Genomic DNA, 25,222 nt, shown 5'->3' with positions numbered 1-25,222 from the left:
AGAATCGTATCCTTGGTGTTAGCATGCAAGGCTGATTATATGATTTGTCTCCATGTCTGATACAGCCTCCGGCGCGGATCTCGTTTCCGACGACGAACTCCTGGGTATTTCCGAAGAAAACCCGCGGGGGGAACCGCAATTTGTAACAGTGCCTTCCGGCACGCGCGCCGACCGGCTGGACAAGGTGCTGGCAGGGCTGATGCCCGAGCATTCCCGCAGCCGGCTGCAGGGCTGGATCGAGGCCGGCAACGTCCACGTGAACGGCAAGCCGGGCAAGATCCGGCAGACGGTCGGCCCCGACGATGAACTCACCGTCTGGCCCCAGCCCGCGCCCGAAACCCTGGCCTTCGCGCCCGAACCCGTGGATTTCGCGGTCGTGGCCGATAGCCCCGACTGGATCGTGGTGAACAAGCCCGCCGGCCTGGTGACGCATCCCGGCGCCGGCAACTGGAGCGGCACGCTGCTCAACGGCCTGCTGTACCGCTATCCCGAACTGGCGCAGGTGGCGCGCGCCGGCATCGTGCATCGCCTGGACAAGGACACTTCCGGCCTGATGGTCGTGGCGCGCAACGAAACCGCGCAGACCCATCTGGTGCGTCAATTGCAGGCGCGCAGCATGGGCCGCGAGTACGTGGCGCTGGCCCACGGCTGGCTGGCCGGAGCGGGCAAGGTCGACCGTCCCATCGGCCGCGATTCGCGCGTCCCGGTGCGCATGAGCGTGGAGCGCCCGGTGGCGCCCAAGCCCGCCATCACCCATTACATGCCCGCCCGCCGCGGCGAGGCGGATCCCGGCGGCCGCGTCACCGAAGTGGTGTGCCGCCTGGAAACCGGCCGTACCCATCAGATTCGCGTGCACATGGCCAGCCTGGGGCACCCGCTGCTGGCCGACACGCTATACGGCGGCAAGAACATTGCGGGCGCGCAGCGGCAGATGCTGCATGCGCGCGCGCTGCACTTCGAAGATCCGGGCGGCCGCGGCGAAGTCGACTTCACCGCGGCCGTGCCACCCGACATGAGCTTGGTCCAGGAAGAGATTGCATGGAACGCGTAGTGGCAGGCCTGCCGGTGGTGACTGGCCCGCAATGGCCGGGCGTGAACTACTTCTGCACGACCCGGGCAGGGGGCGTCGGCGTCGCGCCGCACGACACCTTGAATCTGGGGCGCCGCGCCGGGGATGACCCGGACACGGTCACCGAGAACCGTCGCCGCGTGCGCGCCGCATTGCCGGCCGAACCCTTGTGGCTGCGCCAGGTCCATGGCAGCGAAGTGGTGGATGCCGATCAGGCCGACCTGCCGGACGAGCCGGCGGTCGACGCCAGCGTCACGGCGCAGCCCGGCCGCGTGCTGGCGGTGATGGTCGCCGATTGCCTGCCCGTGGTCATCGCCGATGCGCAAGGCACGGTGCTGGGCGCGGCGCATGCCGGCTGGCGCGGCCTGTCGGGCGGCGTGCTGGAGAACACGCTGGCGGCCATGCGCGCCAAGGCGCCGCAGGCCTCGGGCTGGCGTGCCTGGGTCGGGCCAGGCATCGGCCCGCAGGCGTTCGAAGTCGGCCAGGACGTGCTGGACGCCTTCTCCAAGGACGATCCCGCGACCCTGCGGTACTTCACGCCGCGGCCGGGCATTTCCGGAAAATGGCTGGCCGACCTCGCCGGATTGGCTGATTTCCGCCTGCGCCGCGCCGGGGTACAAGAAGTGTCCTTGAGCGGGATGTGCACGGTGGAGGGGGCGGATCGGTTCTTCTCGTACCGCCGCGACGGCGAAACCGGACGCATGGCTTTGCTGGCCTGGCTAGGCCCTGTTTGATCTGGCGCAAGGCCCGCAGCCGGCCTTGCGTCATACCCTGTCAGGCCTCCTTGTATACCCGCATTGACAGTCCCGGACCCGGAATGCAACATCAATCGCGTAGTTTCGATAACAAGGTGTCGAAGTGAATGCCAATCTCTCCGCAGGGCCCATTCCGGTGAGCGTGGCACCGGAAGTCCTGGCCGACATTCAGGCCGAATTCTCCCGCGAGTGGCAGCGCCTTTGCGATGACGCCCGCCGTGGCGCGCTTGCGCCGCCGCCAGACCGCCGTTTTTCGGGCGATGCCTGGGCCTCCAATCATTCGCATCTGTTGCTGGCGCATACCTATCTGCTGTCGGCCCGCGCCATGTCGCGCATGGTCGACGCGGCCCAAGTCAGCGAGCCCATGCGCGACCGCCTGCGTTTTTCGATCATGCAATGGGTCGACGCGCTGTCGCCGTCGAACTTCCTGGCGCTGAACCCGGATGCCCAGCAATCCATCGTCGAAAGCGCCGGCCGCGCGCTCAACGAAGGGCTGGCCAATCTGCTGGGCGACGTCAAGAAAGGCCGCATCACGCAGACCGACGAATCGCAGTTCGAGATCGGCCGCAACGTCGCCGTGACGCCGGGCGAAGTGGTGTTCGAAAACCGGTTGTTCCAGCTCATCCAGTACGCGCCGTCGACCGCCACCGTGCACGAACGGCCGCTGGTCATCGTGCCGCCGAACATCAACAAGTTCTACATCCTGGACCTGCAGCCCGAAAATTCCTTCGTGCGGCACGCGGTGGACCAGGGCTTTACGGTGTTCCTGATTTCCTGGCGCAATCCGGTATCCAGCGACACCGATGGCGTGGACCGCGCGACTTGGTCCGATTATCTGGACGACGCGGTGTTGCAGGCGCTGCGCGTTGCCAGCGACATCACCAAACAGTCGCAGGTCAATGCGCTGGGCTTCTGCGTCGGCGGCACGATGCTGGCTTCCGCGCTGGCCCTGGCCGAGGCGCGCGGCGAGCATCCGGTCGCATCGCTGACGCTGCTGACCTCGCTGCTGGATTTCCACGATACCGGCATCCTGAACGTCTTCGTCGACGAGGCCCACGCGCTGCTGCGCGACCACCAATTGGGGCAGGGCGGGCTGATGCCCGGGCGCGATCTCGCCACCACGTTCTCGTTCCTGCGGCCCAACGAGCTGGTCTGGAATTATGTGGTCGGCAACTATCTGAAAGGCCAGAAGCCGCCCGCGTTCGACCTGTTGTTCTGGAATGGCGACAGCACCAATCTGCCTGGCCCGTTCTTCTCCTGGTACTTCCGCAATACCTACCTGGAGAACAACCTCAAGGTACCGGGCCGCGCGCATGCCGCGGGCCTGCCGCTGGACCTGACGCGCCTGGAAATGCCGGCGTACATCTTCGGGTCACGCGAGGACCATATCGTGCCCTGGGTCTCGGCGTATGCGTCGACCCAGGTGCTGCGCGGACCGCAGCGCTTCGTGCTGGGGGCGTCCGGCCACATCGCTGGCGTGGTCAACCCTCCGGCGAAGAAGCGCCGCAGCTATTGGGCGGCTGACAAGCTTGAACAGTCAGGCCATCATCTGCCTGGCGATCCGAACACATGGTTTGCGCAGGCCGTCGAGACGCCGGGCAGCTGGTGGCCCGATTGGGCCGGCTGGTTGTCGGGCCACTCGGGCAAGCAGGTCAAGGCGCGCGAAAAATTGGGCAATGCCAAGTACCGGCCGATAGAGCCGGCGCCTGGCAGGTATGTGAAAGTCCGGGCAGCCTGAAACCGCGACCAGCGGTTAGGCCCAGACGAGAAGAAGGTTAATTAACGAGGCGTCCGTCGCACACAGGAGGAAGTCCAATGAGCGGAAAACTGGCTTACGTAACAGGCGGGATGGGCGGTATCGGCACCTCTATTTGCCAGCGCTTGGCCAAGGATGGCTTTCGCGTGGTGGCAGGTTGCGGCCCCAGCCGCAACTACCAGCAATGGCTGGATGAGCAGGCAGCGCAGGGCTACACGTTCTACGCATCCGTGGGCAACGTGTCCGATTGGGACTCCACGGTGGAAGCCTTCGAACGGGTCACGAAGGAGCTGGGCCCGGTCGACGTGCTGGTCAACAACGCGGGCATTACCCGCGATGGCCTGTTCCGCAAGATGAGCGCGGACGATTGGCGCGCGGTCATCGACACCAACCTGAACAGCTTGTTCAATGTGACCAAACAGGTGATCGACGGCATGGTCGAACGCCAGTGGGGGCGCATCATCAACATCAGCTCGGTGAACGGGCAGAAAGGCCAGTTCGGCCAGACGAACTATTCGACCGCCAAGGCCGGCATCCATGGCTTCACCATGGCGCTGGCCCAGGAAGTCGCCAGCAAGGGCGTCACCGTCAACACGATCTCGCCCGGCTACATCGGCACCGACATGGTTCGCGCCATCCGCCCCGACGTGCTGGAAAAGATCGTCGCCACCATTCCGGTGCGCCGCCTTGGCACGCCGGAAGAAATCGCGTCCATGACGTCGTGGCTGGCCTCGGACGAGTCCGGTTTTTCGACGGGCGCGGACTTCTCGCTCAATGGCGGCCTGCACATGGGCTGACCCATCGCGGACCGCCAGCGGGCGGCCCGTCGGCGCCGGAGGGCCTCGGGGAGAGGGCCCTCCGGATTACACTAACCCTATCCGAAGCCTTAGAGATCGCCCGATCCGGGGACAACCATGACGCAAGCACAAACCGGCGCCAGCCTGCGCCTGATTAAAAAGTACCCCAACCGTCGCCTGTACGACACCCGGACCAGCACCTACATCACCCTGGCAGATGTCAAGCAACTGGTCCTGGCAAACGAAGAATTCCAGGTAGTCGATGCCAAGAGCAGCGAAGACCTGACGCGCAGCATCCTGCTGCAGATCATCCTTGAAGAGGAAAGCGGCGGCATGCCCATGTTCTCGTCGAACATGCTGTCGCAGATCATCCGTTTCTACGGCCATGCCATGCAGGGCATCATGGGTTCCTACCTGGAAAAGAACATCCAGGCCTTCATGGAAATCCAGCAACGCATGGCGGAACAGTCCAAGGGCCTGTACGGCAGCCAGTTCGGCCCCGAGGCCTGGACCCAGTTCATGAACGTGCAGACGCCCATGCTGCAGAACATGATGAACAACTACATCGACCAGAGCAAGAATCTGTTCGTGCAGATGCAGGACCAGATGCAGGATCAGACCCGCGCCATGTTCTCGACCTTCCCGTTCACGCCCGGCGGCACGCAAGGTCCCGGACGCAAGTAACGGCGGGGCCGCGCCAGGCGCGCGCCTCATCGATCAACACCCCAAAAGCCGGACGGAGATCCGGTTCTTGGGGTGTTTTTTCATCATCGCGCGCGGCCTTTTGCTCGCGCGGCATGCAAAAGAACCGACCCCAGGAGTGCAAGCATGAGACTGAACAAGGCGTTTTCCCGCTTGGCCTGCGCGGCATTGGCCGGCTTGACGGCCGTGTCCGCGTCGCCCGCCGCTTGGGCTTGCACGCGCGTGGTCTTCCATGGCGCCAACCAGCAGGTCGTTACCGCGCGCTCCATGGACTGGAAGAACGACATCACCAGCAATCTGTGGGTATTGCCGCGCGGCATGGCGCGCAGCGGCGAGGCCGGCCCGAACTCCCTGCGCTGGACTTCGCGCTACGGCAGCGTGGTCACGTCCGGGTATGACGTCTCCACCACCGATGGCGTGAACGAAGCGGGCCTGAGCGCCAATCTGCTGTGGCTGGCCGAATCGCAGTACCCGCAATTCGATGCGAAGGGCAAGCCCGGCCTGACCATCGCGGCGTGGGCGCAGTACGTGCTGGACAACTACGCCACCGTCAAGGAAGCCGTGGCCGCGCTGGAGCAGGAACCCTACACCATCGTCTCGGACAACGTGCCCGGCGAGGACCGCCTGACGACGCTGCACCTGTCGATCTCGGACGCCAGCGGCGACAGCGCCATCGTCGAATACATCGGCGGACGCCAGGTGATTCACCACAGCCGCGATTACCAGGTGATGACCAACTCGCCTCAGTTCGAACAGCAGCTCGCGCTCGACGCCTATTGGCAGCAGATCGGCGGCACTACCATGTTGCCGGGCACCAACCGCGCGGCCGATCGTTTCGTGCGGGCATCGTTCTACATCAACGCCATCCCCAAGGATCCCGATCCCAACAAGGCGCTGGCCAGCGTCTTCAGCGTGATACGCAACGTCTCCGTACCCTACGGCATCAGCACGCCCGGACAGCCCAATATCTCGTCCACCCGCTGGCGCACGGTCTTTGACCACCAGCGCAAACTGTATTTTTTTGAGTCGGCCCTGACGCCCAACACGTTCTGGGTGGATCTGAAGGCCCTCGATTTCAGCCCGGAAAGCGGCAAGGTGCTGAAGCTGGACCTGGGGCCGGATCAGCGCCACACGTTTGCGGGCGACGCCACGCGCGACTTCCAGCCCTCGGCGCCGTTCAAGTTTCTCGGGCTCTGAGTCATCCGGGGCCGCACCTCTTTCACCGCTTGATCAAACGCAATGATCCGCAGATTTCCCTGGCTCGAGGTTCAGGGTTCTGTCAGTTGATTTGGTTACATTAATGAAAACGGTTCTTGTTTGTATTTTAAGAGCCGTCGTCTCATTCGTGACTCAAGGATTATGCACATGATCAAGAAAGCCTTGGCCCTGGCCATCGTCGCCCTGAGCGTTTCCGCCGCGAACGCGGCCGAATACCCCATCGGCAAGCCGGTGGAAAAGGGCGGCATGGAAATCGGCGCGGTATACCTGCAGCCGATCGAAATGGACCCCCCCGGGATGATGCGCCCGGCCAAGGATTCGGATGTGCACCTTGAGGCCGACATTCACGCCACCGCCGGCAACAAGACGGGCTTCCCTGAAGGCGAGTGGGTGCCCTACCTGGTCGTGAAGTACGAAATCCAGAAGGTCGGCAGCCAGAACGTGCAGAAGGGCACCTTCATGCCCATGGTCGCCAACGACGGTCCGCACTACGGCGAGAACATCAAGCTGGAAGGACCGGGCAAGTACAAGCTGAAGTACACCATCCTGCCGCCGACCGAGGACAAGATGAGCCACTTCGGCCGCCACATCGACAAGGAAACCGGCGTGGGCCCGTGGTTCGAGCCCTTCGACCTGGAATATGAATTCGTCTACGCCGGCACCGGCAAGAAGGGCGGCTACTGATCGTGCGCAGCCTGCTACGCGTTGCCGCCGCATTGCTGATCGGCCTGGCGGGCCTGGCCGGGGCGGCATCCGCGCAGGCTGACGAACTGCCCACGTTCACGCTGACCTTCAAGCCGAACGGGACGTTCGAACCGGCCACGCTGGAAGTGCCGGCGGGCCGGTTCAAGATCGAGCTCATCAACGAGAGCAACGAGCCGGTGGAATTCGAAAGCATTCCGCTGCGCAAGGAAAAAGTCCTGGGGCCGGGCGTGAAGTCTTTCGTGGTGATCACTATTTCCCGCCCCGGCGAATATCCCTTTTTCGACGATTTTCACCAGAGCGTGAAAGGCACCTTGGTCGTCAAGCCCAAGGAATAAGCGGTAGCAATATATGGAACAGGTCCTCTTTATCGTCTGGCGTGAAAGCGTCGAAGCCATGCTGGTGGTGGGCATTCTCTACACCTGGCTGCGCTCCACGCCCGAGGGCAAGCGCGGCCTGAACTACCTGTGGGGTGGCGTCGCGGCAGGCTTGGCGCTGGCCGTGGCCCTGGCGCTGGTGCTGCTGGGCGTGTCCACCTGGCTCAGCGACGAAGGCCAGGAATGGTTCCAGGCCATCATGTCGCTGGCCGCATGCGCACTGGTGGTGCAGATGGTCGTGTGGATGAAGAAGCACGGCCGCACGCTAAAGGGCGAACTCGAAGGCGGGGCGCGCGCTTCCGTCGCCAGCGACAACTGGTGGGGCCTGTTCGTGCTGGTGGCCATTGCCGTGGCGCGCGAAGGCAGCGAAACCGTGGTGTTCCTGTACGGCACCGTGTCGGCGGGCGAGGGCGGCAGCGACATGCTGATGCTGGCGCTGGCCGGCGTGGCTGGTTTCGCGGTGGCGCTGCTGACGTTCTGGCTGCTGCAGCTGGGCGGCAAGCTCATCACCTGGCGCCGCTTCTTCCGCGTGACCGAAATCCTGTTGCTGCTGCTGGCCGGTTCGCTGCTGGTGGGCGGCCTGGATCACCTGATTTCGCTGGACGTACTCCCGACCATCGTGGATCCGGTCTGGGACAGCTCCTGGCTCCTGAGCGACAGCACCGGCGTGGGCAAGATCCTGGCCGACTTTGCCGGCTACCGCGCGCTGCCTGCGCTGAGCTCGGTGCTGTTGTGGGCGGCCTACTGGATCATTGTGTGGGCGCTGCTGCGCTGGGTGGGGGGCAAGCCGGCAGGCGCTGCCGCCGCCGCCCGCAGCGCTTCCTGAACCCGACTGTTGCCGGACTGAATATTTGAAGGTTTGACCATGGCAGCTGCACTCGGGAGGGCGACCTCCCGTATCGCCGACTTCCTCCGTGACCATGCCCCGCTGTTGCGCAAGCTGCAGTGGGGCATTGTTGCGATATACGCGTTCCTTTTGATCGTGCCCGCGATCCTGCCTTTGCCGGACAATGCGGCCTCGGTGTTCAACAATCTGACCATCGTCGCGCAGTTCGCGTTCTGGGGCGTGTGGTGGCCGTTCGTGCTCATCTCCATGCCCATTCTGGGCCGGGCCTGGTGCGGCTGGCTATGCCCCGAGGGCATGCTGACCGAATGGGCCAGCGAACGCGGCCAGGGCCACGCCATCCCGAAATGGATGCGCTGGGGCGGCTGGCCTTTCGTCGCGTTCGCGCTGACCACCGTTTACGGCCAGCTGGTCAGCGTCTATCAGTATCCGCTCGCGGTACTGGCGGTGCTGGGCGGGTCCACGGTCGCGGCCATGATCGTCGGCTGGCGCTACGGCCGCAGCAAGCGCGTGTGGTGCAAGTATCTGTGCCCGGTCAACGGCGTCTTCAACCTGCTGGCCAAGCTGGCTCCCTGGCATTTCAAGGTCGACGAAGAGAAGTGGCGCCATCCGGTCATCCGCATCGAGCCCATCAACTGTGCGCCGCTGGTACCGCTGCGCCACATGAAGGGCGCGGGCGACTGCCATGTCTGCGGACGCTGCAGCGGCTATCGCGGCGCGATCGAGTTGACGCCGCGTTCGCCTGAAGAAGAAATCGTGCATGTCACCCATGGCGATCCGTGGCAGACCGCGCTGCTGTGCTTCGGCCTGATGGGCATCGCGATCGGCGCCTTCCTCTGGAGCGCCAGCCCCTGGTACGTGACCGCCAAGCAGTGGGCCGCGACCTGGCTGGTCGAAAACGACATCATGTGGCCGCTGCTGGACAACGCGCCCTGGTTCATCCTGACGCATTACCCGGAAGTGAACGACAGCTTCTCGTGGCTGGATGGCGCCGGCATCCTGATGTTCGTCGTCGGCGCCACGATCTGTGTCGGCGGCGCTTCCTTCCTGTCGTTGTGGATCGCCGACCGCCTGGCGCCCGCCGCGCCGGTGGAAGGCGAACCCGCGACGCGCTGGGGTCGTCCTGGCCTGCATAAGCTGGCGCAGGCCTTGATTCCTTCCGCCGGCATTGGCGTGTTCCTGGGCCTGTCGGCCACTACCGTCAACCTGCTCAAGCACGAAGGGATGCAGGCCGCCTGGGCCGCGCCCGTGCGCTTCACGCTGCTGAGCCTGGCGGTGCTGTGGACGCTGCGCCTGTTTGCGCGCCTGCTCAAGCCGCGCCAAGCCAGCGGCTGGCGCAAGGGGCTGGCCTGGCTGGTGCTGGCGGCCGGCCTGGCGCCGTTCTGCCTGGCCTGGGTATTGTTCTTCGCGGTCTGGTAGCCCGGGTCCGAGGCTTGCGATAAAGTGGGAAACGCGCCGGCCTGAGCCGGCGCATACGTTTTCAACTATCGCTACCGCCATGGCCTCCTACGCTTTCCGCCTGCTCAACGTTTTCGCTTCCTCCACCTTCAGCGGCAACCAGCTCTGCGTGTTCGAAGACGCGCGCGGCATGGACGACGCCACCATGCTGAATCTGGCGGCGCAATTCAATCTGTCCGAAACGACTTTCATCCTGCCGTCCGACAAGGCGGCAGCGCGCGTGCGCATCTTTACGCCGGGCTTCGAGATGAAGTTCGCGGGCCACCCCACCATAGGCACCTCGCAGGTCGTGCGTGACTTGCGGCAGACGGGCGATGCGTTGACGCTGGAGTTCGCCGCCGGCGTGGTGCCGGTGACGGCGCGCGGCGATGCCTGGACCTTTACCGCGCCGTGCCCGGATGGCGTGCGCACCGCCGCGCCCGCGCTGGAACGAGGCGAAATTGCCAGTCTGCTGGGCCTGGATGCAAGCGATCTGCTGGACGATCCGATCTGGCTGGACACCGGCGCCGATCAGCTGCTGGTGCCGCTGGCCAGCGTCGACGCGGTGCGCCGTGTTGCGCCCGATGCCTCGCGGCTGGACCGCTGGCAGGCCAACAGCCTGGGCCGCAAGGTCATGTATGCCTACGCTTTCGACGACGATCGCCAGCAGGATGGCCGCCAGGTGGTGGTGGCGCGCTATTTCTACGCCAAGGCGGGCGGCGGCGTGAACGAAGACGCCGGCACGGGTTCCGCCTGCGCCAATCTGGGCGGCTGGCTGCTGCATCAAAAGCGTCCCTTGCCCGCCAGCATCCTGGTGGAGCAGGGCGACCAGATGGGCAGGCCCTGCCGGCTGTTGCTGGACGTCCAGGCCGACGGCCGGATCCAGGTGGGCGGACGGGCGCTGGAGATAGGCCGGGGCGTGGTGAACATCTGATCCGGAGCGCCGCGGGTAGCGGCGCAAAACAAGGCGGCGCCTGTGTCGGACACAGGCGCCGCCTTGTATTTCAAGAACGGGCCGCAACAGCCCGGTTGGGGTTACTTCTTGTTCTTGGCCGGGTCGACCTTGATGTTGTTCATGACCTGCTTGACGCCTTCGACGCCGCGCGCCACGGTGGCGGCATGATCGGCTTCGGCTGCGGTGCCGACGGTACCCGTCAGCTTGGTGACGCCCGCATTGGTCTCCACGGCGATGTCCAGCGCGCTCAGCTGCTTGTCGGCCACGATGGCGGCCTTGACCTTGGTGGTCACGGTGGCGTCGGACGCGTACTCACCCACGGACTGTTTCGGCTTGCCGTCGTCGGCGGCAAAAGCCATGGAAGTGAAGACGGCGCCCGTGCCCAGTGCAGCGGCGGCGATCAGCTTGCGGAATTCCATAGTCATGCTCCTTGTTAGTGGTTCAGCGCGTCGGGACGCGAGGATGGGGTAGTGTCTTGGGTGCGAGTTCTATTTCTTGCGGAATGCGCCGCCGAGGATGGACAGCAGCGCCAGTACCAGAAAGACGAAGAACAGGATCTTGGCGATACCGGCAGCGCCGGCGGCGATGCCGCCGAAGCCCAGGACAGCCGCGATGATGGCGATGACGAAGAAAACTACGGCGTAATGCAACATGTCAGCTTCTCCTGGTGGTTTATCGGATCAAGGATTGCGGTCGAAGAAGTCACGGACTTCTTTTTCGGCCTGCTCCTTGGTCTTGCCGTAACGCTCCTGAATCAGGCCCGCCAGACGTTCGGCGTTGCCTTCGGTGCGGGTCAGCTCGTCATCGGTGAGCTCACCCCAGGCGGCCTTGGCCTTGCCCGTCAGTTGCTTCCATTTGCCAGCGATGATGTCGTTGTTCATAGTGACCTCTCCATTTGCTAGCGGCATCCGGTTTGCGGCCTGTAAACCGGGCTGTCGCGGTTGAGTGGGACACTGATCAGCTAGGGCCTGTCGGTTCAAGTGATTCCGTCCAGGCCATGCATTTACCGTACGGGCCCGCGGCATGGCCGTCAAACCTGGCTGTGGGCAAATGTAACGGCCCGGCGCCGGCGAAATGGCCCGGTTTCCGGCGGGTAGGGATTGCAGGCGCACTAGATCCCGTAGTTACATTCCGGCAATGTCTTGTCCCCTTTTGAGGGAGGCTGGTAACTGGATCTGCAAGGCTGGACGCGGGCATGCGCGCTTGGCTTGCCGGCGGGCGCGCCGGTATAGTGTCCGCGGAACCCGCAAGCAGGTTCGGCCACGGAATATGGAAAGAGGAACTCGCATGACGCAACGACTTTGCCGCGCTATCTTGCTGACGCTGGCCGCGATGGCGGCGCTCGGATGCACGCACGTGACGGATCGCTATCAGGCCGCCGCGCCCGTGGTGTCGTCCAGCAGTTGACCGGCGCGCGCTGACGCAAACGGGGCGCCCTTGGGCGCCCCGTTTGTACTTCAGGAACCGCGTGCGGCTCAGGCCTGCGCGATGCGGCGCGCGATGTGATCCAGGGCTTCTTCGACCTGGTCGACCAGGATCAGGCACAGGTCGCCTGCGCCCAGGCGCGCCAGCGCCGTGTCGATGGCGAGAAACTCGCCGTGGATCTCTTCGACGTGCTTGCTGCGCGTGGCGTTGGCCAGGCCTTGCTGCAACAGGGCCAGCACTTCGCCGTCGGCGCGGCCGCGCTGGCACTGGTCCTGGTAGAGCAGCACGTCGTCGAAGGCTTCGCCGAGGATCTCGGTCTGCATCCGGATGTCTTCGTCGCGCCGGTCGCCCGCGCCGCTGATGACCACGGAACGGCGCTTGGCGGGCATGGCGTCCACCGCGCGCACCAGGGCCAGGATGGCATCGGGATTGTGGCCGTAGTCGGCGATGACCGTGGCGCCGCGGTAATCGAACACGTTGAAGCGTCCGGGCGCGGTCTGGGCGTCATTGACGAAGCTGGCCAGGCCGCGGCGGATGATGTCCGTGTCCAGGCCCAGCGCCCAGGCAGCGGCGATCGACGCCATGGCGTTTTCCACCTGGAAGGTGATCGTGCCGTTGCGCGTGAGCGGAATGGCGGCCAGCGGGTAGCGGGTTTCCTCGCCGCCCTGCGCGGTGACGATGGAGTCGCCGTCGCGGTAGACGCAGCGCAGGCCTTGGGCGCGATGCGTGGCCAGCACGGGATGATTGCGGTCTTCGGCGAAGTAGGTAATGGAGCCCGGGCAGCTTGCCGCCATTTCAGCCACGATGGGGTCGGCCGCGTTCAGCACCGCGGTGCCGGTGGGGTGCACGTGCTGCACGATCACGCGCTTGACCACGGCCAGGTCTTCGACCGTGCTGATGTAGCCCAGGCCCAGGTGGTCGCCCATGCCGATGTTGGTGACGATGGCCACGTTGCAGCGATCGAAGGCCAGGCCTTCGCGCAGGATGCCGCCGCGCGCGGTTTCGAACACGGCTGCGTCGACGTCCGGGTGCATGAGCACGCTGCGGGCGCTGCGCGGACCGCTGCAATCGCCGGTGTCGATGCGCAGGTTGTCGACATAGACGCCGTCGGAGTTGGTCATGCCGACACGGTTGCCGGCGACGCCCAGGATGTGGGCGGTCAGGCGCACCGTGGTGGTCTTGCCGTTGGTGCCGGCCACGGCCACGACCGGGATGCGGCCGTCGTCGCCGTCCGCGTACATGTTGGCGATGATGGCCTCGCCCACGGCGCGGCCCTTGCCGAAGGACGGATTCAAATGCATGCGCAGGCCGGGGGCGGCGTTCACTTCCACCACGCCGCCGTTCTGGTCTTCAAGCGGGTAGAGCACGCTTTCGGCGACCACGTCCACGCCGCAGATGTCCAGCCCGATCATGCGGGCCGCCGACACCGCGCGCGCGGCCATTTCTGGGTGCACTTCGTCGGTCACGTCGGTGGCCGAGCCGCCGGTGCTGAGGTTGGCGTTGTTGCGCAGGAAGATCAGGGTGCCGGACGGCGGCACGGAATCGGCCTCGAAGCCCTGCTTCTTGAGCGTGGCCAGGGCGATGTCGTCAAAGCGGATCTTGGTCAGCGAGGTGGCGTGGCCGTCGCCGCGCAGCGGATCGGCGTTGACCTGGTCCACCAGTTGACGGATGGTCTGCACCCCATCGCCCGTGACTTGCGGTGGATCGCGGCGCGAGGCCGCGACCAGTGCGCCGCCGACCACCAGCAGGCGGAAGTCGTGGCCGGGGATGTAGCGTTCGACGATGACTTCGGAGCTGATTTCCTCGGCCACTTCAAAGGCCTGGATCACGCGCTCGCGGGATTCGATGTTGACGGCGACGCCGCGTCCCTGGCTGCCGTCGCGCGGCTTGACCACGACCGGGCCGCCCAGTTCCTCGGCGGCGGCCCAGGCTTCTTCGGCGGTGGTCACCGAGCGGCCCATGGGCACCGGCACGCCGGCGGCGTCCAGCAGCATCTTGGTCAGGTCCTTGTCCTGTGCGATGGACTCGGAGATGGCGCTGGTCAGGTCGGTTTCGGCGGCCTGGATGCGGCGCTGCTTGCTGCCCCAGCCGAACTGCACCATGCTGCCCTGGGTCAGGCGGCGGTACGGGATGTTGCGGGCGGTGGCGGCGTTGACGATGGAGCCGGTGCTGGGTCCCAGGCGCACGTCTTCGTCGAGTTCGCGCAGGCGCTTCAAGGCGTCGGCGAGATCGAAGGGCGTGTCGTCCAGCGCGGCGCGCACCAGCACTTGCGCCAGTTCCATCGCCAGCTTGCCGACTTCTTCCTCGCTGTACTCGACCACCACCTGGAACACGCCAGGCTCGATGGTGGAGGCGGTGCGGCCGAACGTGACGGGGCAGCCGGCATGCGCCTGCATCGTCAGGGCCACGATCTGCAGCACGTGCGCGATGGAGACCGCGCCCTGATGGCCTTCCGGACGCAGCAGCCCGGTCTGCGGCAGACGGGCGCGCAGGCGTGCTTCGAAATCAGGCAGGTTGTCGATGGAGCATTCGGCGTCGGCGCAGGAAACGATGGCCTCGATCGCGGTGTTCTTGCTCCACAGATTGGGGCCGCGCAGTGCTCGGATACGGGAAACTTCCATGGCAGGTATTCCTGTCTAGCTCACGCGCGCCCCGCTAGTGCGAGGGCGCGCGCAGATATTGTCAGTATTGCTGAATCCAGCGGCGGACCAGGTCGATGGTGGGACCGGAGAAGGCTTCGTCGGACTGCAGCAGGACGAAGTCGCCTGCGGCGATGGCGTCGAGCTGGCTCTGGATGGCCTTGCCGTGGTCGGGCTCGTCCTGGATGTCCTTGACGCGGGAACCTTGCGCCAGGCCCTGGCGCAACAGCGCGCGCGCTTCGCCTGCGGGACGCTTGCTGCGCACGGTCAGGTCGTCGTAGAGCACCACGCGGTCGAACGCGTCGCCCAGCAGCTTGCCCTGTTCGATCAGGTCCGCGTCGCGGCGGTCGGCGCCGGCCGAATAGACGGCGGCGCGCGTGGTCGACGGGAACTGGTCGATGGCGGCGATCAGGGGGCGCAGCGCCGAGGCGTTGTGCACGTCGTCGACCACCACGGTGCTGCCGTTGCGTTCGAACAGCGTGAACTGCCAGGGAGCGTCGGCCTGGTCGATGTCGAAGGTTTCGATGCCGGCGCGGATCAGCTCCACGGGAATGTCCAGCGCCCAGGCCGCGCCCACCGCGGCCAGCACGTTCTCGACCTGGAAGGCGACGCGCCCGCCATGGGTCAGCGGGATCGAAGCCACGGTGGCCAGGCGTTCCTCGCGGGTGCCTTGCGCCAGCACGATGCCGCCGTCGCGCACGAATACGGCGCGGCCGTCTTGTTGCAGGTGGGCGGTGATGGCGGGCAGGGCGGGATCGATGCCGAAGAAGATCACGGCACCGTCGGATAGCTCGGCCATTTCCACCACGCGCGGATCGCGCGCGTTCAGCACGGTGGAGCCGCCGGGCAGCACCACGTCCACCTGCGTGCGGAACACATTGAACATGCGCTCCGTTTCATTGATGTCGAAGTCGCCGAGATGATCGGCGTCGTCGATGTTGGTGACCACGCCCACCTGGCAGCGGTCATAGGCCAGGCCCTGGCCCAGGATCACGCCGCTGTCGTTCTCGATGACGGCGGCATCCACGTTGCGGTTCATCAGCAGGCGCGTACCGGAAGCGAAATCGGCGCGGTCGCCCTTTTGCACCAGGCGGCGGTCCAGGTACAGGCCTTCGCTGCAGGCCAGGCCGGTGCGCTTGCCGGACAGGCTCAGCAGGCGGGCAACCAGGCGCGCCACCACGGTCTTGCCGTTGGTGCCGGTCACGCCCACGATGGGGATGCGGCCTGCATCGCCTTCAGGGAACAGGTGGTCGACGATGGCGCGGCCCACCGGGCGCGGCGTGCCGTCGGCCGGCTTCAGGTGCATCAGCAGGCCGGGGCCGGCGTTGACTTCGACGATGGCGCCGCGCTGTTCGTCCAGCGGGCGCGAGATGTCCTCGGCCACCAGGTCCACGCCGGCGATGTCCAGGCCGACGATGCGCGCGGCCAGGGTCACGGTGGCGGCGATGCTGGGGTGTACGCGGTCGGTGACGTCGAAGGCGACGTTGCCGCTGCGCTGCACCAGCACGCGCTGGCCTTCGGGCGGAACGCTGTCTTCCGACAGGCCCTGGCGCGCGATTTCCAGCCGCGCGGCGGAATCGAGGCGCACCGGGTTCAGCGGGTGGTTCTCGGTGCGGCCGCGGCGCGGGTCGGTATTGATCTGGCTGTCGATGAGTTCGGTGATGGTGGACTTGCCGTCGCCCGTCACCCAGGCCGGTTCGCCGGCGGCGGCGGCCACCATGCGGTTGCCCACGACCAGCAGGCGGTGTTCGTTGCCCAGCACGAAGCGTTCGACGATCACGCCGCTGCCTTCGTCCACGGCCACGCGGTAGGCCGACACCACTTCCTCGCGCGTGGTCAGGTTAGTGAACACGCCGCGGCCGTGGTTGCCGTCATAGGGCTTCACGACCACCGGCAGGCCGATGTCCTCGGCCGCTTCCCAGGCGTCGTCCTCGCTGCGCACGAGGCGGCCTTCGGGCACGGGCACGCCGCAGGTCGACAGCAGTTCCTTGGTCAGGTCCTTGTCGCGCGAAATGCCTTCGGCGATGGCGCTGGTGCGGTCGGTCTCGGCCGTCCAGATGCGGCGCTGGGCCGAGCCGTAGCCGAACTGCACGAGGTTGCCCTCGAACAGGCGGATGTAGGGAATGTCGCGGTCGTCGGCGGCATCCACGATGCAGGCGGTGCTGGGGCCGAGACAGTGCTTGTCGATCAGGCTGCGCAGCTTGGCGATGGCGGCGGGCACGTCGAAGGGGCGGTCTTCGATGGCGGCCATGACCAGGTCGCGGGCTTCGTTCAGGGCGGTGCGGGTGACCTGTTCCTGCCAGGCTCGCACCACGACCTTGTAGACGCCGCGGGTGGAGGTTTCCCGGGCCTTGCCGAAACCGCCGCGCAAGCCGGCCAGGTTCTGCAGTTCCAGGGTGACATGCTCAAGTATGTGGCCGGGCCAGGTGCCTTCCTTCAGGCGCGACAGGAAACCGCCCCGGACCCCCGGGCTGCAGCGGTGCTCGATCAGCGTCGGCAGCCATTCCGTCAGGCGTTCGTAAAAGCCGGGGATGGTGTTGGAGGGGTAGTCCTCCAGTTCACCGATATCCACCCACGCTTCGAGTACCGGACGGTACGTCCAAATGTTCGGGCCGCGCAAAGCCACGACATCGAGAAATTCAATGTCTTTCTTTTTCATGTTTTAATTTACGAGAGAAGCAGGTTGGCACGCGCGGACGCCCCTATGCAAGACCGCGAATTTATTGGGGTTGCGCCTTTAGAATAATGCCAACGAGTGGGGGATCCCAGATATTCCTAATTAGAAAAATCGGCTGCTACTATACGACGCCTTCAAGGCGTGAAATCGTTATGTTGTAAGGAAGGGACACGTTTGCCGCCAGTCCAGGTTGCGAACCGGTTGCCGCCTAGTAGGGCAGAGTCCTGGCCCGGTATGCGTTCCAATGAAAAAACCAAACCTGCTTTCCGGCCTTGCCGAAGCCTTTCCTGCCCGCTGGCGCGATGAAATCAGCGCCGAACTGGCGGACGGCGAAACCTTGTTGGCCTGGGTTGAAATAGACCTGGATCAGCGCCTGAAGTTCCGTCCGGGGCTGATCGCCGCCACCGACCGCCGGCTGCTGGCCCGCCATCCCGACGAACCGCGCTGGGAATCCTGGGCATACGGCCCCCAATTAAAGCTGAGCCTGACCGACCACGCCGGCGCCGCGCTGCTGGAATTGCACGACGATGGCTCCCGCCTGGGCGCGTGGCGTTTTACGCTGGCGCGCAATCCGGCCGCGTTGAAGCTGCTGGCGCAGTTCGAGACCCAGCAGGCCATCCGTTTGTCGGGCCATCAGGACGAGGAACTGGCGGAGCGCACCTGCACCGTCTGTAATAACGTCATTCCGGCGGGCGAGGAAGAATGCCCGACCTGCAACCAGGAACAGGCGGCGCCATCCACCACTTGGGCGCTGCTGCGCCTGTGGCGTTTCGCCCGCCCTTACCGCGGGCCGCTGCTGGCGGGTTTCGTGCTGACCCTGCTGGGCACGGCCGCCACCCTGGTGCCGCCGTACCTGACCATGCCGCTGATGGACGACGTGCTGATTCCGTTCCAGAACGGCGCGCCCATCGATTACGACAAGGTCCGCCTCTATCTGGGCGGGCTGCTGGCCTCGGCTTTCCTGGCCTGGGGCCTGGGCTGGGCCCGGACCTACATCCTGGCCTGGGTCAGCGAGCGCATCGGCGCGGACCTGCGCACCACCACTTATGAGCACCTGCAGCAGTTGTCGCTGGAGTATTTCGGCGGCAAGCGCACCGGGGACCTGATTTCCCGCATCGGCAGCGAAACCGACCGCATCTGCGTGTTCCTGTCGCTGCATTTGCTGGACTTCGCCAACGACATCCTGATGATCTGCATGACCGCGGTCATCCTGGTGTCCATCAATCCGTGGCTGGCTCTGGTCACGCTGGTGCCGCTGCCGTTCATCATCTGGATGATCCACGCGGTGCGCGACCGCCTGCGCCATGGCTTCGAAAAGGTCGACCGCATCTGGTCGGAGATCACCAACGTCCTGGCCGACACCATCCCGGGCATCCGTGTGGTCAAGGCTTTCGCGCAGGAAAAGCGCGAAGTGGCGCGTTTCCGCGAAGCCAACAACCGCAACCTGGAAGTCAACGACCGCGTGAACACCACCTGGTCGCTGTTCTCGCCCACGGTCACGCTGCTGACCGAAGTGGGCCTGCTGGTGGTGTGGATCTTCGGCATCTGGCAGGTGTCGCAGAAGCAGATCACCGTCGGCGTGCTGGCCGCCTTCCTGGCCTATATCGGGCGCTTCTACATGCGCCTGGATTCGATGAGCCGTATCGTCTCGGTCACGCAGAAAGCGGCTGCCGGCGCCAAGCGCATCTTCGATATCCTGGACCATGTCTCCAGCGTGCCGGAACCGCAGAATCCCGCCAAGCTGCCGCATATCAACGGCCGCATCGAGTTGCGCGACGTGGGCTTCCGCTACGGCAACCGCCAGGTTATCCGCGGCTTGAACCTGAACATCGCGCCGGGCGAGATGATCGGCCTGGTGGGTCACAGCGGCTCGGGCAAGAGCACCTTGATCAACCTGATCTGCCGCTTCTACGACGTGTCCGAAGGGGCGGTGCTGGTGGACGGCGCCGATATCCGTTCGGTGCGCGTGGCGGACTACCGCCGCAACATCGGGCTGGTGCTGCAGGAGCCGTTCCTGTTCTTCGGCACCATCGCCGAGAACATCGCCTACGGCAAGCCGGACGCCACCCGCGACGAAATCGTGGCGGCGGCGCGCGCCGCGCATGCGCATGAATTCATTCTGCGGCTGCCGCACGGCTACGACTCGCTGGTCGGCGAACGCGGCCAGGCCCTGTCCGGCGGCGAGCGCCAGCGCATCTCGATCGCGCGCGCGCTGCTGATCGATCCGCGCATCCTGATCCTGGACGAGGCCACCTCGTCGGTGGACACCACCACCGAAAAGGAAATCCAGAAGGCGCTGGACAACCTGGTGCGCGGCCGCACCACGATCGCCATCGCCCACCGCCTGAGCACCTTGCGCAAGGCGGACCGCCTGGTGGTGCTGGACCGTGGCCAGATCGTGGAGCAGGGCCCGCACGAAGAACTGATGGCTCGCGAGGGCGCCTACTACCGCCTGTATCAGGCGCAGGCGCGCCAGGCCGAGGCCGACGCGCAGGCGTCGGGCAGCGAAGACATGGCCGCCGTGGCCTGACGCGGAACCGGAATTATCGTCATGACCTTGCCGTCTTTTCAGCTGCGCCGCAATGCCTTCGGGCGCCTGGAGTTCCAGTCCGCCGATGGTCAGAACCACGAGGGCGTGCTGCCCGTGCGCGCCTTTCCCATCAGCGAACCTGGCCGCGGCCTGTCGCTCGTGACGGTGGACGGGCGCGAACTGCTCTGGATCGAACACCTGTCCGATGTGCCGTCTCCGCAGCGCGAGTTGATCGAGGAAGAACTGGCGAGCCGGGAGTTCATGCCCGAGATCCGCAAGCTGGCCAGCGTCTCCACCTTTGCCACCCCCAGCACCTGGCAGGTCGATACCGACCGCGGCCCCACCTCGTTCACGCTGCGCGGCGAAGAGGACATCCGCCGCCTCAGTCCGCAGACCCTGTTGATCGCCGACAGCCACGGCATCTTCTATCTGGTGCGCGACATCCAGTCGCTGGACAAGCACAGCCGCAAGCTGCTGGACCGCTTCCTCTAGCCCTCAGCCTTCCCGCGGCCGCTTGAATGGGGAGTGCGTTTCCAGCTCTCCCAGATAATCCGTCACCGCAGCGGTTTCCTCGTCCAGGAAGTTCTGGATCGCGTCCGCGAAGCCGGGATGCGCGACCCAGTGCGCCGACCAGGTGGGCGTGGGCAGCAGCCCGCGCGCCATCTTGTGTTCGCCTTGCGCGCCGCCCTCGAAGCGCGCGATGCCGTGGACGATGCAATAGGCGATGGACTGCATGTAGCAGGTCTCGAAGTGCAGCCCCGGAACGTATTCGGTCGCGCCCCAGTAACGCCCATACAGCGCGTCGCCGCCCGCCAGGTTGAGCGCGGCGGCCACCGGCTGGCCGTCGCGCTCTGCCAGGATCAGCACGAAGGCCTCGGGCTGTTCGCGGTACGCGCGGCGGAAGAATTCGTGGTTCAGGTAGGGCGGATTGCCATGGCTGAAGTAGGTGCGGCAATAGCATTCGTAGAAGAAGTCCAGCTCGGCCTCGCCGATTTCCGCGCCGCGCATCCAGCGGTACGACAGCCCGGCGGCCGCGACCTTCTTGCGATCCTGGCGGATCTTCTTGCGCTTGTCGTGGCTCATCGTGGCCAGAAAGGCGTCGAAGTCCGCGTAGCCCGGATTGGTCCAGTGGAACTGCACGCTTTCGCGGATCATGAAGCCGGCCTCGCGCAGCGCGCGCATGTCGGCCTCGGCAGGGAACAGCAGGTGCAGCGACGACACCTTGATCTCTTCGGCGAAGGCGACCAGCCCGCGCACCAGCGTGGCGCGATCCTCATCGTTGCCGGCCAGCAGCCTGGGGCCGGTGACCGGGGTGAACGGAATGGCCGACAGCAGCTTGGGGTAGTAGCGCAGCCCGTGGCGCTGGAAGGCGTCGGCCCAGGCGTAGTCGAATACATACTCGCCGCGCGAATGGGATTTCAGGTACAGCGGTGCAGCGGCGGCCAACGCATCGTCGCGCCACAGCGCCAGGTAATGCGGAGCCCATCCGGTCTGAGGCGCGGCGCAGCCGGTCTCGTGCAGCGCGCGCAGGAACGCATGGCGCAGAAAGGGCTGGTCGCCTGCCAGCGCGTCCCATTGCTGGGCGTCGATGCGGGACAGGTCGGTCTCTATGGTCAGGCGCAGGGAATCCATGGGTGAATGATAAAGTCTCCGTGTATGCGCGCGGCCTGCGGCCACGGCGCTTTCAAGGGATTTCGGATGGGCGCGAGGCCGCCCGGCACAGAGAAGCATATGGATAGCAACACGACGCCCGCCGCGGCCGGGCATCGCCAGGATTGCCTGCGCGGGCAGGCGCTGGCGGCCCTGGCCGCGACGGCCTGGCAGGACAAGCTGGCGGCAGTGCGCGCCATGTCGGATGAGGCGGCGCTGGACTGCGAGCGGACATACACGCCCACGGCTGGACTGCCGGGCCGTCCTGCCCGGCCCGAGCTGGTGGCTCCCGCCCAGGTCAAGCAGCGTTCCATGGCCACCGAGGAAGGGCGCGCGGCGCTGCTGCACGCGCTGGCGCACATCGAATTCAATGCCATCAACCTGGCGCTGGACATCATGTGGCGCTTTGCCGGCATGCCTCAAGCCTTCTACCTCGACTGGCTGCGCGTGGCGCGCGAAGAGGCCTATCACTTCGATCTGCTCAGGCAGCGCCTGGCCGCCATGGGGTGCGCCTATGGCGACTTCCCCGCCCACAACGGCCTGTGGGACATGGCGCAGCGCACGCAAGAGGATCTGCTGGCCCGCCTGGCCCTGGTGCCGCGCACGCTGGAGGCGCGCGGCCTGGACGCTTCTCCCGCGATCCGCGCCAAGCTGGCGGGAGCGGGCGACGCGGAAAGCGCCGCCATCGTCGACATCATCCTGGCCGACGAGATCGGCCACGTGGCCATCGGCAATCATTGGTACAAGCAGCTGTGCGCGCAGGCGGGCAAGGATCCCGTGTCCTGCTATGCCGAACTGGCGCAGCGTTACGACGCGCCCCGGCTGCGCGGCCCCTTCAACCTGGAGGCGCGCCGCGCCGCCGGATTCGACGACGCCGAGCTTGCCGCGCTGCAGGCCGGTTGATTGGAAAACATGAGCACCGACACTTTCATCAAAGCGCTGCGGACCCGCTGCTTGCGTCCACTGACCATCTTCTTGACGGGAGGCGCGCTCATTTCGCTGGCGCCTGCCGCATCGGCCGCCGACGCGTTCGCGGCCTGCCTCGCGCAATTGCGCGGCCCGGCGCTCAAGGCCGGCGTGTCGGGCGCTACCTTCGACACCCAGACGGCGGGGCTCGCGCCCGACATGACGGTGCTGGATCTGCTGGACGCCCAGCCGGAATTCAAGACGCCCATCTGGGACTACATGGCGGCCCTGGTCGACGATGAGCGCGTGGCCGACGGCCAAGCCGGCATGGCGCGCTGGCAGTCCGACCTGGACCGCGCCGCGTCGCGCTACGGCGTGGACGCGGCCACCATAGCCGCGGTGTGGGGCGTGGAAAGCAACTACGGCCGCACGCTGGGCGGCCGGCCCCTGCTGACGTCGCTGTCCACGCTGTCCTGCTTCGGCCGGCGCCAGGCCTATTTCCGCGGCGAGTTCTTTGCCACGCTGAAGATCATCCAGGACGAGCACATCGCGCCAGAACGTTTGACCGGCTCCTGGGCGGGCGCCTTCGGCCAGACCCAGTTCATGCCCTCGACGTACTTGCGGCTGGCGGTGGACTTCGATGGCGACGGCCGCCGCGACCTGGTCGACAGCGTGCCGGACGCGCTGGCATCGACGGCCAACTTTCTGAAGCGGGCGGGCTGGAACAGCGCGCTGCAATGGGGCTATGAAGTCCGCCTGCCGGCGGGCCTGGATACGTCGGGCGCGGGCCGCAAGAACAAGCGCGCCATGTCGTATTGGGCGGGGCGGGGCGTGACGCGCGCCGATGGTCAGCCGCTGCCCGCGGGCGACACGCCGGCGGGCCTGCTGCTGCCGGCTGGCAACAAAGGTCCCGCCTTCCTGGTCACGCGCAACTTCGACGCCCTGTACTCCTACAACGCCGCGGAAAGCTATGCGCTGGCCATCGCCCACCTGTCCGACAGACTGCGCGGCGGCGGTCCGCTGGCGCAGCCCTGGCCGACCGACGATCCGGGCCTGTCGCGCGCGCAGCGGCGGGAATTGCAGCGGCTGCTGATTGCCCGGGGCTATGAGATCGGCGAACCCGATGGCATGATCGGCGCCCGTACCCGGCAAGCCCTGCAGACGGTGCAGCGCGAACTGGGCCTGCGGCCGGACGGCCGCGCCGGCCTGAAGTCCTTGCAGGCCTTGCAGGCAGGAAAAACCGCCAACTGACGGGTCGGAATCGATAAGCTTTGTAAAGATGCCGGGTGTCATCCATCGGATGACAGGCAGGGCGGCAGGCATGGGCCTATACTGAATCTCCGTTTTTTCAGGAGCACGATGATGAGCCTATTGGATACCTTGGCCTCGATGGCCGGCGGCGGTCAGCAAGGGGGCTCGGCTTCGCTGCTGCCCGCGCTGATCGAGCAACTGAACAAGTACCCGGGCGGCCTGACCGGCCTGATCGCCAGCTTCCAGAAGGGCGGCTTGAGCGAGATCGTGGCCTCGTGGGTGGGCACCGGCCAGAACATGCCGGTCAGCGCCGATCAGCTCGGTTCCGTGCTGGACCCTGGCGTCGTCAACGAACTGGCCGCCAAGACCGGCCAGGACACGGATTCCGTGTTGGGTTCGCTGTCCTCGCTGCTGCCGCAGCTGGTGGACAAGGCGACGCCCAACGGCGAGGTCCAGGGCGAACAGCAATTCAACCCGGCCGACCTGCTGGCGTCCTTGTCCGGCATCTTCGGCAACCGCGCAGGATAAGTCCTATCGCCAGGCAGCCCATGCAGGCTTCTGCGCCTGCTTCCACCGGCCGGCGGCGTCTGTTGCAGGGCCTGGGCGCGGCGGCGCTGGCCGCCAGCCTGCCCGCCTGCGCGCCGGCCTGGTCGGTGCAAAGTACCTTCTGGCAGCTTTGGCCCAGCCATCTGGAATTGAGTCCAGAGGCCTGGCGCGAACGCATCGCCGCCATGCATGCGCTGGGATTCCGCGAGATCATCATCCAGTGGGTAGGCGCCAGCGGCGGGGCGCAGCCCTGGCAACTGCCCGCGCCCACGCTGGCGCTGATCTTCGACGCGGCCGAGCGCCTGGGCATGGGGCTGCAACTGGGCCTGCCCTACGACGAGCGCTGGTGGCGACAGCTTGGCAATCCGGATGACGCGGCGCTGGCCGAATTCCTGCAAGCCGCGCAGACGCAGGCGCTGGCCTATGCGGGGGCGTCGAACGCGACCGGGCTGGCGGCGTTTCGCGGCTGGTACATCCCTTACGAGATCGAGCAGCACAGTTGGGCCGCGCCCGGCCGCCAGGCGCGGTTGGCGCAATGGCTGCGCGAGCTGTCCGATCCGCTTGCGCAACAGACGGGACGCGCGCCCGCCATTTCCACCTATCACAGCAAATTGCCAGGAGCGCTGAGCCTGGCCGACCTGTGGAACGGATTGTTGGATGTTGCCAAGCTGAGGCCCATGGTCCAGGACGGAGTGGGCGTGTCCGGCATGGCGGCGTATGAGGCGCTGGAGCCCCTGCATCGCATGCTGCTGGCGCGGCGCGCGCCATTCGACCTGATCGTCGAATTGTTCGAGGAACTGCCGTCCGAACGCCAGGACGGCACCACCTTCAATGCCCGCTCCGCCGATGCGGCGCGCGTGCGCCGGCAGTTGCGCATCGCGCGGCGCTACCGCGCGCAAAGCGTGGTCGCCTTTGCGGCGGACCCCTGGCTGATCGGGCCTACGCCCGAGGCCGAGCGCTTGCGGCGCGAATGGCCGCTCTAGGCG

23 protein-coding genes are annotated in these 25,222 nt (G+C 66.1%); 17 read left to right on the top strand and 6 right to left on the bottom strand.

What is annotated here, in order from left to right; genetic code table 11:
- Positions 1–52 precede the first annotated feature (52 nt).
- From NGK62_RS02580 to NGK62_RS02530, 11 genes are all read left to right on the top strand, one after another.
- Entirely contained in the window at positions 53–1,051 is a 999-nt protein-coding gene (locus NGK62_RS02580) for an RluA family pseudouridine synthase (RefSeq protein ID WP_118934240.1), read from the top strand.
- Complete coding sequence (pgeF, locus tag NGK62_RS02575; RefSeq protein ID WP_118934239.1) at positions 1,039–1,803, top strand: peptidoglycan editing factor PgeF; 765 nt, start codon at positions 1,039–1,041, stop codon at positions 1,801–1,803. Before NGK62_RS02580 ends, pgeF begins: the two co-directional genes overlap by 13 nt.
- Before the next feature lie 124 nt (positions 1,804–1,927).
- Positions 1,928–3,562: a class I poly(R)-hydroxyalkanoic acid synthase gene (gene phaC, locus NGK62_RS02570; protein ID WP_251877315.1), complete on the top strand. Its 1,635-nt coding sequence runs from the start codon at positions 1,928–1,930 to the stop codon at positions 3,560–3,562.
- Positions 3,563–3,639: 77 nt separating this feature from the next.
- Complete coding sequence (gene phbB / locus NGK62_RS02565; RefSeq protein WP_054450805.1) at positions 3,640–4,377, top strand: acetoacetyl-CoA reductase; 738 nt, start codon at positions 3,640–3,642, stop codon at positions 4,375–4,377.
- Positions 4,378–4,494: 117 nt separating this feature from the next.
- Positions 4,495–5,061, top strand: coding sequence for a polyhydroxyalkanoate synthesis repressor PhaR (phaR, locus tag NGK62_RS02560; protein ID WP_059374607.1), 567 nt, complete (start codon positions 4,495–4,497; stop codon positions 5,059–5,061).
- 144 nt (positions 5,062–5,205) lie between these two features.
- A complete protein-coding gene (locus tag NGK62_RS02555; protein WP_059374605.1) occupies positions 5,206–6,276 on the top strand; it encodes a linear amide C-N hydrolase in 1,071 nt (356 codons plus the stop codon).
- Between the two features lie 168 nt (positions 6,277–6,444).
- Positions 6,445–6,981, top strand: a complete 537-nt coding sequence (locus NGK62_RS02550; RefSeq protein ID WP_059374603.1) for an iron transporter — start codon at positions 6,445–6,447, stop codon at positions 6,979–6,981.
- Between the two features lie 2 nt (positions 6,982–6,983).
- On the top strand, positions 6,984–7,337 hold the full coding sequence (locus NGK62_RS02545) for a cupredoxin domain-containing protein (protein WP_059374601.1): 354 nt from the start codon (positions 6,984–6,986) through the stop codon (positions 7,335–7,337).
- A 13-nt stretch (positions 7,338–7,350) separates the two neighbouring features.
- On the top strand, positions 7,351–8,202 hold the full coding sequence (locus tag NGK62_RS02540) for an FTR1 family iron permease (protein ID WP_059374599.1): 852 nt from the start codon (positions 7,351–7,353) through the stop codon (positions 8,200–8,202).
- 39 nt (positions 8,203–8,241) lie between these two features.
- Positions 8,242–9,639 (top strand): 4Fe-4S binding protein, encoded by a 1,398-nt coding sequence (locus NGK62_RS02535; RefSeq protein WP_251877313.1) that lies wholly within the window; start codon positions 8,242–8,244, stop codon positions 9,637–9,639.
- A 79-nt stretch (positions 9,640–9,718) separates the two neighbouring features.
- Positions 9,719–10,591, top strand: coding sequence for a PhzF family phenazine biosynthesis protein (locus NGK62_RS02530; RefSeq protein WP_251877311.1), 873 nt, complete (start codon positions 9,719–9,721; stop codon positions 10,589–10,591).
- Positions 10,592–10,692: 101 nt separating this feature from the next.
- Here NGK62_RS02530 and NGK62_RS02525 read toward each other — a convergent pair whose 3' ends face one another.
- The 5 genes from NGK62_RS02525 to cphA (NGK62_RS02505) form a co-directional block, all read right to left on the bottom strand.
- Entirely contained in the window at positions 10,693–11,031 is a 339-nt protein-coding gene (locus tag NGK62_RS02525) for a BON domain-containing protein (protein WP_013392352.1), read from the bottom strand.
- A 69-nt stretch (positions 11,032–11,100) separates the two neighbouring features.
- Complete coding sequence (locus NGK62_RS02520) at positions 11,101–11,265, bottom strand: DUF1328 domain-containing protein (protein WP_006389411.1); 165 nt, start codon at positions 11,263–11,265, stop codon at positions 11,101–11,103.
- Positions 11,266–11,292: 27 nt separating this feature from the next.
- Complete coding sequence (locus NGK62_RS02515; protein WP_006389412.1) at positions 11,293–11,493, bottom strand: CsbD family protein; 201 nt, start codon at positions 11,491–11,493, stop codon at positions 11,293–11,295.
- A 594-nt stretch (positions 11,494–12,087) separates the two neighbouring features.
- A complete protein-coding gene (cphA, locus tag NGK62_RS02510) occupies positions 12,088–14,658 on the bottom strand; it encodes a cyanophycin synthetase (RefSeq protein ID WP_059374592.1) in 2,571 nt (856 codons plus the stop codon).
- A 61-nt stretch (positions 14,659–14,719) separates the two neighbouring features.
- Positions 14,720–17,335, bottom strand: coding sequence for a cyanophycin synthetase (gene cphA / locus NGK62_RS02505; RefSeq protein WP_059374590.1), 2,616 nt, complete (start codon positions 17,333–17,335; stop codon positions 14,720–14,722).
- Positions 17,336–17,597: 262 nt separating this feature from the next.
- On the opposite strand from cphA (NGK62_RS02505), the gene NGK62_RS02500 reads away from it, so the two are divergent.
- Positions 17,598–19,883, top strand: a complete 2,286-nt coding sequence (locus NGK62_RS02500) for a cyanophycin metabolism-associated ABC transporter (RefSeq protein ID WP_118934235.1) — start codon at positions 17,598–17,600, stop codon at positions 19,881–19,883.
- 21 nt (positions 19,884–19,904) lie between these two features.
- Positions 19,905–20,375 carry a cyanophycin metabolism-associated DUF1854 family protein gene (locus NGK62_RS02495; RefSeq protein ID WP_059374585.1) on the top strand — a complete coding sequence of 157 codons (471 nt, stop codon included), beginning with the start codon at positions 19,905–19,907 and terminating at the stop codon, positions 20,373–20,375.
- A gap of 3 nt (positions 20,376–20,378) precedes the next feature.
- Here the strand turns inward: NGK62_RS02495 and NGK62_RS02490 are convergent, their stop codons facing one another.
- The gene (locus NGK62_RS02490) at positions 20,379–21,515 is read right to left on the bottom strand and encodes a GNAT family N-acetyltransferase (protein WP_251877309.1); all 1,137 of its coding nucleotides are present in this window, start codon (positions 21,513–21,515) and stop codon (positions 20,379–20,381) included.
- A gap of 99 nt (positions 21,516–21,614) precedes the next feature.
- Between NGK62_RS02490 and NGK62_RS02485 the strand changes: the two genes are divergently transcribed.
- The 4 genes from NGK62_RS02485 (at position 21,615) to NGK62_RS02470 (ending at position 25,219) form a co-directional block, all read left to right on the top strand.
- A complete protein-coding gene (locus NGK62_RS02485; protein WP_251877306.1) occupies positions 21,615–22,436 on the top strand; it encodes a ferritin-like domain-containing protein in 822 nt (273 codons plus the stop codon).
- A 9-nt stretch (positions 22,437–22,445) separates the two neighbouring features.
- Complete coding sequence (locus NGK62_RS02480; RefSeq protein ID WP_251877304.1) at positions 22,446–23,690, top strand: lytic murein transglycosylase; 1,245 nt, start codon at positions 22,446–22,448, stop codon at positions 23,688–23,690.
- A 111-nt stretch (positions 23,691–23,801) separates the two neighbouring features.
- The gene (locus NGK62_RS02475; protein ID WP_054450829.1) at positions 23,802–24,218 is read left to right on the top strand and encodes a YidB family protein; all 417 of its coding nucleotides are present in this window, start codon (positions 23,802–23,804) and stop codon (positions 24,216–24,218) included.
- A 20-nt stretch (positions 24,219–24,238) separates the two neighbouring features.
- Entirely contained in the window at positions 24,239–25,219 is a 981-nt protein-coding gene (locus NGK62_RS02470; protein WP_251877302.1) for a DUF4434 domain-containing protein, read from the top strand.
- Positions 25,220–25,222 lie beyond the last annotated feature (3 nt).

It is taken from the genome of Achromobacter sp. Marseille-Q4954, from assembly GCF_943737025.1.
GTDB classification, from domain to species: domain Bacteria; phylum Pseudomonadota; class Gammaproteobacteria; order Burkholderiales; family Burkholderiaceae_B; genus Achromobacter; species Achromobacter bronchisepticus_A.
The sequence above is the reverse complement of the archived record's forward strand: the minus strand, read 5'-3'. Positions and strand labels throughout refer to the sequence as shown.

Excerpts from the sequence above, each read along its gene's own strand:
- phbB (WP_054450805.1), top strand. The coding sequence starts at position 3,640 with ATGAGCGGAAAACTGGCTTACGTAACAGGCGGGATGGGCGGTATCGGC.
- NGK62_RS02550 (WP_059374603.1), top strand. The coding sequence starts at position 6,445 with ATGATCAAGAAAGCCTTGGCCCTGGCCATCGTCGCCCTGAGCGTTTCC.
- cphA (WP_059374592.1), bottom strand. The coding sequence starts at position 14,658 with ATGGAAGTTTCCCGTATCCGAGCACTGCGCGGCCCCAATCTGTGGAGC.
- NGK62_RS02530 (WP_251877311.1), top strand. The coding sequence starts at position 9,719 with ATGGCCTCCTACGCTTTCCGCCTGCTCAACGTTTTCGCTTCCTCCACC.
- pgeF (WP_118934239.1), top strand. The coding sequence starts at position 1,039 with ATGGAACGCGTAGTGGCAGGCCTGCCGGTGGTGACTGGCCCGCAATGG.
- NGK62_RS02485 (WP_251877306.1), top strand. The coding sequence starts at position 21,615 with ATGGATAGCAACACGACGCCCGCCGCGGCCGGGCATCGCCAGGATTGC.
- cphA (WP_059374590.1), bottom strand. The coding sequence starts at position 17,335 with ATGAAAAAGAAAGACATTGAATTTCTCGATGTCGTGGCTTTGCGCGGC.
- NGK62_RS02525 (WP_013392352.1), bottom strand. The coding sequence starts at position 11,031 with ATGGAATTCCGCAAGCTGATCGCCGCCGCTGCACTGGGCACGGGCGCC.
- NGK62_RS02580 (WP_118934240.1), top strand. The coding sequence starts at position 53 with ATGTCTGATACAGCCTCCGGCGCGGATCTCGTTTCCGACGACGAACTC.
- NGK62_RS02490 (WP_251877309.1), bottom strand. The coding sequence starts at position 21,515 with ATGGATTCCCTGCGCCTGACCATAGAGACCGACCTGTCCCGCATCGAC.
- NGK62_RS02475 (WP_054450829.1), top strand. The coding sequence starts at position 23,802 with ATGAGCCTATTGGATACCTTGGCCTCGATGGCCGGCGGCGGTCAGCAA.
- NGK62_RS02540 (WP_059374599.1), top strand. The coding sequence starts at position 7,351 with ATGGAACAGGTCCTCTTTATCGTCTGGCGTGAAAGCGTCGAAGCCATG.
- NGK62_RS02535 (WP_251877313.1), top strand. The coding sequence starts at position 8,242 with ATGGCAGCTGCACTCGGGAGGGCGACCTCCCGTATCGCCGACTTCCTC.
- NGK62_RS02555 (WP_059374605.1), top strand. The coding sequence starts at position 5,206 with ATGAGACTGAACAAGGCGTTTTCCCGCTTGGCCTGCGCGGCATTGGCC.
- NGK62_RS02470 (WP_251877302.1), top strand. The coding sequence starts at position 24,239 with ATGCAGGCTTCTGCGCCTGCTTCCACCGGCCGGCGGCGTCTGTTGCAG.
- phaR (WP_059374607.1), top strand. The coding sequence starts at position 4,495 with ATGACGCAAGCACAAACCGGCGCCAGCCTGCGCCTGATTAAAAAGTAC.
- NGK62_RS02500 (WP_118934235.1), top strand. The coding sequence starts at position 17,598 with ATGAAAAAACCAAACCTGCTTTCCGGCCTTGCCGAAGCCTTTCCTGCC.
- NGK62_RS02515 (WP_006389412.1), bottom strand. The coding sequence starts at position 11,493 with ATGAACAACGACATCATCGCTGGCAAATGGAAGCAACTGACGGGCAAG.
- NGK62_RS02520 (WP_006389411.1), bottom strand. The coding sequence starts at position 11,265 with ATGTTGCATTACGCCGTAGTTTTCTTCGTCATCGCCATCATCGCGGCT.
- NGK62_RS02495 (WP_059374585.1), top strand. The coding sequence starts at position 19,905 with ATGACCTTGCCGTCTTTTCAGCTGCGCCGCAATGCCTTCGGGCGCCTG.
- NGK62_RS02480 (WP_251877304.1), top strand. The coding sequence starts at position 22,446 with ATGAGCACCGACACTTTCATCAAAGCGCTGCGGACCCGCTGCTTGCGT.